4 protein-coding genes are annotated in these 5,083 nt (G+C 66.4%); 3 read left to right on the top strand and 1 reads right to left on the bottom strand.

All coding sequences use genetic code 11. The annotated features are described in order from the left end of the window. Positions 1 to 85: 85 nt before the first annotated feature. Positions 86 to 301, bottom strand: a complete 216-nt coding sequence (locus WCJ52_RS11450; RefSeq protein WP_336903439.1) for a DUF4287 domain-containing protein — start codon at positions 299 to 301, stop codon at positions 86 to 88. 671 nt (positions 302 to 972) lie between these two features. Here WCJ52_RS11450 and WCJ52_RS11445 point away from each other — a divergent pair. The 3 genes from WCJ52_RS11445 to WCJ52_RS11435 all read left to right on the top strand — a co-directional run. Further along, positions 973 to 2,283, top strand: a complete 1,311-nt coding sequence (locus WCJ52_RS11445) for a TolC family protein (RefSeq protein ID WP_336903438.1) — start codon at positions 973 to 975, stop codon at positions 2,281 to 2,283. Next, positions 2,280 to 3,275 (top strand): hypothetical protein, encoded by a 996-nt coding sequence (locus WCJ52_RS11440; RefSeq protein WP_336903437.1) that lies wholly within the window; start codon positions 2,280 to 2,282, stop codon positions 3,273 to 3,275. Before WCJ52_RS11445 ends, WCJ52_RS11440 begins: the two co-directional genes overlap by 4 nt. Positions 3,276 to 3,278: 3 nt before the next feature. Continuing rightward, the coding region (locus WCJ52_RS11435; protein ID WP_336903436.1) for an efflux RND transporter permease subunit at positions 3,279 to 5,083 on the top strand (1,805 nt) is incomplete at its 3' end.

The raw sequence follows: 5,083 nt of genomic DNA, 5'->3' as shown, positions 1-5,083 counted from the left end.
GGGTCGTATCTCCCCGTTGGGTTCAGACCAACAAGCGGACCTTTCCAACGGCAGAGACGCGTGGGGAGCGGAAATATGACCGCGGCTATTTCAACCCGTCCTTAGACAAGGTGTAGGCAACCACGGCGTTCGCATGGCCGTGCCCCATTCCATGCTGATCCTTCAACATCGTGACCAGCTCCATGTGTTTGGCCGGGTAGCTGTCCCGCACGAGCTGCTGCCACTCCGAGATCGGTCGGCCATACGTCTTTTCGATCGACGGAAAGTAGGATGCGGGCCCCTTCACAGCAGTCTCGGTCATCAACAAACGCCTCAGTTTCCGGTCCTACCTTTTCCCAGCGGACAGTCAGGTCCGCAACGGTTCGTGTCTCCCCAATGGGTTCAGACCCACACGCGGATCTTCGCCAAGCCGTCCGCAAAGGGACCCCACCTCGGATCGTCCAACCGCAGGCTCAAGGAGGATCGCCGACGACGTATAGGGCAACTCATCAGCCCAACGCACTATAAAAACTGGCTATTTTAAATCCGAACGACCGGCATTGAGGTTCGGGTGATCAGAGACAAATGGCGTTCAGAGACCGCTCTACCCGCGCCCCCGGTCTCCGCGGTTCGGACGGCATCCGGAAAAATGGCGCGACGAGTGGGGGCTTTGCGCGCCTGCGGTCGCCCAGTTCCAGGCTCGCGACAGGTGCCTGGCGGAAGGGGTGGGATTCGAACCCTCGGTGAGCTTTCACCCACGGCGGGCTTCCACGTCCCGCGCCGGCCAACTTGCCAAAACTGCGCCACTCCGACGGATCGTCTTTCTTGGGAATCGACAAGGTGCGGGCGTGACCGACCCTAGCTATAAGAGGCTCAGCGACCTCCCGTCGCGGGGACATTGGTTCGGTGAAGTCGTCTCTCCTTGTCCTGCTCAGCGCACTGTCTCTGTCAGCCTGCGTGAGCTACGCGCCCGCGCCACTCAGGCCTTCGGCCATGGGAGCAGAGGCTCGGAGCCGAACCCTTGATCTCGAGCAGGTGCGGGCAGAGGTCGCCTCCATAGCGCCGAACGCGGGCTGGAGCGGCCCGCGCCTCGACCGCTTGGCGCTCTTCGCTGTCGCCTTGCTCAACAGTCGCGATATCGCCGCCGCCCGAGCGGGCGTCGAGAGCGCCCGGGCTTCGGCCAAGGCTTCACGCCTGGGCCCGGGGGCGACCCTTACACTCACTACCGAATACGCTCGCAACGCAGCCGAAAGCTCACCCTGGCTGTTTGGCGGTGCGATCGACATCCCCCTGGATGTGGGCACCCGCCGCAAGGCCCGGCTGACCGGTTTTGATCTTGCCGTCGATGTCGCGCGTTACGACCAGGCCGACAAAATCTGGTCGGTTCGCATGGCCGTTCGGCGGGCGCTTGCCGAATATTTCATCGCGGAACGCCAGGCCGTTGCCTACCAGCGGGTGGCTCAGGTGCGTGCGCGCCAACAGGCGGCCATGGAAAACCGGGTCAAGGCGGGCGAGGCGTCTCTCGCAGAGCTCGAGCGCGTCCGCGCGGATGGCGCCGACGCTGTTCGCCGCGCTGCAGAGGCCGTCAACAGTTCTCGGTCCGCCCTCCAGTCGCTCGCAACCGCGTTGGGTGTCCCGTTCGAAGCCTTGCATGACGTCACGCTGTCCTGGACTGACTTCGACAAGCCGGCTGGTGATCCGGGTACGGGTGTGACGGAGGAAGTTCGTGCCGCCGCGACCCTGTCCCGTGCTGACGTCCTTAAGGCCTTAGCGGCCTACGATCAGGCCGAAGCCGATCTCCGCGCAGAGGTTGCACGCCAATATCCGGCGATCAGCATCGCGCCCGGTTACACCTGGGAACGGGGTCTGGTGAAAATCCCAGTGTCGCTTGCCCTCGTACTGCCGCCACTCGACCTCAACCGCGGCGCTATCGCTACCGCGCAGGCCCGGCGGAGCGAAGCGGGGCGCAAGCTCGAGGCCGTCGTGGCGGCGTCGCAGGCGGCCGTCGACCTGGCCCTAGCCGAGACCCGAGCCGCGCGCGAGGCGCTGGGGCAGGTGAGGCGCGTCGAGATCGACACCGCTGGCCGCCTGTCCGCTCAGGCTGATCGCGAACTGGCGCAAGGCGCCATTGACCGCACGGACTGGGCCGCCGCCCAGGCTGGCGCCGGTCTCGCTCGTATTTCCGAGCTTGACGCCCTGGCGCGCGTGCATGCCGCCGACGCCAATCTGGAAGACGCATTACGCCGACCCTTGGAAGGACCCGAGACGATGATCGTGGACCCCGCCTCAAGAAACCGTCCATGAGCCGTTTCACCGCTGCCGGCTGGGCCGCTGCGGGCGCATGCGCCGCAGCCTTGGCGATTTTTGGCGTGTCCGCACTTCGGACTGCATCCAGTTCGCCCGCCGAGGAAGAGATGAAGGCGCCTGTATCTGGGGCAGGCTTCATAGATGGCGAGGTTCGGCTCGGGGCTCAGCAGCAGGCGCGGGCCGGGCTTCGTGTCGCGGTCTTGGCGGCGGGTGGAGCGCCGCAGATCAAGCAAGGTTTCGCGCGCGGCCTGGATGTGAGCCCCTTAGCCGCGATCAACGCCGAAATCTCCACGGCGCATGCGGCCGCTGTCGCCTCACGCGCCGAGGCAGGGCGCCTTGTCGCCCTGGCTGCGCAGGACCAGAGCGCCTCGGCCCGGGCGGTGGAAGCCGCCCGCGCCCAAGCCGCCGCCGATTCTGCGCGGGCGGACCTTGCCGAACGCCGCGTCGGACTTGAGTTCGGCGCGGGGCTGGCACGATTGGATCTGGCTGCCCGTCAAAGACTACTGGGCGAGATCGCGGCCGGACGGGCGGCCCTCGTTCGTATCGATGTCCCCGGTGCCGCGTCGAAGGATGGCTCGCGCATTATCATCGCCGACGGCGGCCTCACCGCTCCGGTGAGCGTGCTTGGCCCGGCAGCATCGGCGGACGCCCGGTTGCAGAGCGCCGGCCTGCTGGCCATCGTCCGCGGTCCGATGGCGCGGTCCGCCTCGGCCGGGCGCGTGCTGGCGGCGAGCCTTGAACAGTCCTCAACAGAGACCGGGGTCATCCTTCCTCGAGAATCCTTGGTACGTTGGCGGAACGCCATTTGGGCCTACCGGCGCACTGCACCCGGCGTGTTCGTCCGGCGCGAGTTGGTAGACGCCCGTCCGGTGGAAAGCGGCTGGTTCGTCACATCGGGCTTTTCGGCCGGCGACGTGGTCGCGGTTGGCGGGGCCGGAACGCTGCTCGCCATCGAGCGTGGCGGCGAGCAGGCTGGCGAGGAAGATTAGCCGATGCTTACGCTCATCGTCAGGCTTTGCCTGCGCCGTCCCGGTATCGTGCTGCTATCTGCACTGTTGTTGCTCGGGTTCGGCGGTGCGACCGTCGTGTCGGCGCGCTACGACGTTTTTCCGGAATTCGTCCCGCCCCAGGCGACCGTCCAGACCGAGGCCGCGGGTCTCACCCCAGAACAGGTCGAGGCCCTCGTCACCCGTCCTCTGGAGACCGTCATCAACGGCGCAAATGGGGTCGCTGCGGTCCGCTCGGAGTCCATCCAGGGCCTTTCCGTGATCAACGTCATCTTCGTCGAAGGCAGCGATCCGTTTCGCGCGCGCCAGGTGGTTGCAGAAGCCTTGAGCGAGGCAGCGGGTCGTCTGCCGGCTGGCGTCTTAGCCCCCAAACTCAGCCCACTGACCTCCTCCACCATGGATCTCTTGAAGATCGGGTTCACCAGCGACCGGTTGAGCCCGATGGCCTTGCGCGATCTTGTCCAGTGGACCGTGCGGCCCCGGATGCTGGCCACACCTGGGGTCGCCCGAGCCACGGTCTTTGGCGGCGACCAGCGTCGCCTGGAGGTCCGCGTGCGGCCGGCCGACCTGATCGCCAGAAACATAGCGCTCTCCGAAGTCGCGGCCGCCGTCCAGGCGAGTACCTTGGTCCGGGGCGGCGGGTTCGCCGAGACGCCCAGCCAGCGCATCCTGATCGAACCCACCAATGGGGCCGTCACGGCCAAGTCCCTTTCCGGATCACTCCTCCCGGCCGCCACAGGCCTGCCGGTGAGACTGGGCGATGTCGCCGATGTCGTGGAGGCGCCTGCGCCGAAGTTCGGCGACGCTTTGATCATGGGTCGGGGCGGCGTTCTGATCGCACTTTCGAGCCAGTATGGCGCCAACACGCTCGACGCGACCCACGCCGCGGAGGCGACACTGGCCGAGCTGCGACCCGGTCTGGAGGCGCAGGGCGTCAAGATCTACCCCAGCCTCCACAGGCCAGCGAACTTCATCGACTCTGCGCTACGGGGCATCCGCACTGACTTGCTGATCGGGGCGGGCATGATCGGGCTGATCCTGTTGGTGTTCCTGCGGGATCTGAGAGTCGCCTTCATCGCATTTGTCTCCATCCCGCTGTCGCTTCTCGCCGCGCTCATCGTGCTGGACCGGCTGGGGCAGACCATCAACACCATGACCCTGGGGGGCCTGGCGGTAGCCCTCGGCGTGGTGATCGATGACGCCATCGTCGGGGTGGAGAACATTGTGCGCCGTCTGCGCGAGACTGGCTCTGACGCCGACCGGGCAGGGATCATCGAGGCGGCGTCGGTCGAGGTGCGAGCTCCGGTCGTCTATGCGACCTATGTCCTGGCGCTGACCATCGCACCCATCCTCTTCCTGACAGGCCTGCAGGGCGCGTTTTTCGGTCCACTTGCCTTGGCGTTCCTGTTGGCGACATTGGCCTCCCTTGCGGTGGCCATAACCGTGACGCCCGCGCTGTCTCTGCTGCTCCTGCGTCGGGTCCGGCTACACGACGAGCCGGACTATCTTCGAAAGCTGAAGAGCCTCCATATCCGGGTCCTGGAGCCGATATGTGCCCGGCCAGGCGCGGTCGTGGCCGGGGCCGCGCTGGTCGGTGTGTTGGCGCTAGGGGCCTTCTTCGTCTTTGGCTCGGAACTGCTCCCGGCGTTCCGCGAGCGCCACTATGTGCTACAGGTCAACGGGCCCGCCGGTGCCTCGATGGGGTGGATGCGCGATCTTGGCGCTCGCATCTCCAAGGATCTGTTGGCGATACCCGAGGTCGCGACGGTCGAGCAGCAGATCGGGCGCGC

This window comes from Phenylobacterium sp., from assembly GCF_037138395.1.
GTDB lineage: Bacteria > Pseudomonadota > Alphaproteobacteria > Caulobacterales > Caulobacteraceae > Phenylobacterium.
The sequence above is the reverse complement of the archived record's forward strand: the minus strand, read 5'-3'. Positions and strand labels throughout refer to the sequence as shown.

Coding starts and splice junctions, on each gene's coding strand:
- WCJ52_RS11450 (WP_336903439.1), bottom strand. CDS start 301: ATGACCGAGACTGCTGTGAAGGGGCCCGCATCCTACTTTCCGTCGATC.
- WCJ52_RS11445 (WP_336903438.1), top strand. CDS start 973: ATGGGAGCAGAGGCTCGGAGCCGAACCCTTGATCTCGAGCAGGTGCGG.
- WCJ52_RS11440 (WP_336903437.1), top strand. CDS start 2,280: ATGAGCCGTTTCACCGCTGCCGGCTGGGCCGCTGCGGGCGCATGCGCC.